Annotated in this window: 1 protein-coding gene; it reads left to right on the plus strand. The window is 76.9% G+C overall.

All coding sequences use genetic code 11. The annotated features are described in order from the left end of the window. Positions 1-670: DUF222 domain-containing protein (locus AC1D2F_RS23915; RefSeq protein WP_476967909.1), on the plus strand; the 670-nt coding region annotated here is incomplete at both ends.

The following is a 670-nucleotide window of genomic DNA, read 5'->3' on the forward strand; positions in this document are numbered from 1 at the left end:
TCCTGGACCCCGGCGCGCCCAGCCCGGCCCGCGGCTGCCCGGCCGGGGACCTCATCCCGTCCCGGTTCCGGGCCAAGGCACGCACCTGGCGCGAACGCCACCACCCGGTCAGCATCGAACAGCGCCACGCCAAGAGCGCCGCGGACCGGCGGGTCGATTTCGCCCCGGACCGGGACGGCATGGCCTGGCTCTCGGCCTACCTCCCGGCCGACACCGCCGCCGGGATCTGGGAACGGACCACCGCCGCCGCCCGCGCCCTCCAGGGCCCGGACGAGGCCCGGAACCTCTCCCAGCTCCGCGCCGACGTCGCCGCCACCTGGCTCCTCACCAACGAAATGGCCGACGGCGGCACCGGCCTGGGCGGAACCGGCGGAATGCCCGACGGCGCGGCCGGCCTGGGCGGGGGTGCGGCCGGGGGTGGTGTGCCGTCGCCGCGGGCGCAGGTGCTGATCACCGTCCCGGTCCTGTCGCTCCTGGGCGCCGGCGAGGAACCGGCCACCCTGGACGGGTACGGGCCGATCCCGCCGTCCATGGCCCGCCGCCTGATCACCGGCGGCGCGGACTCCTTCTACCGGGTCCTGACCGACCCCCGCGACGGCGCCCCGCTGGAAATCGGCCGGACCAGCTACCGTCTGACGAAGGCCCAGCGCCACTGGCTCCGGCTCCGCGA

This window comes from Arthrobacter sp. P1_B3, assembly GCF_056406615.1.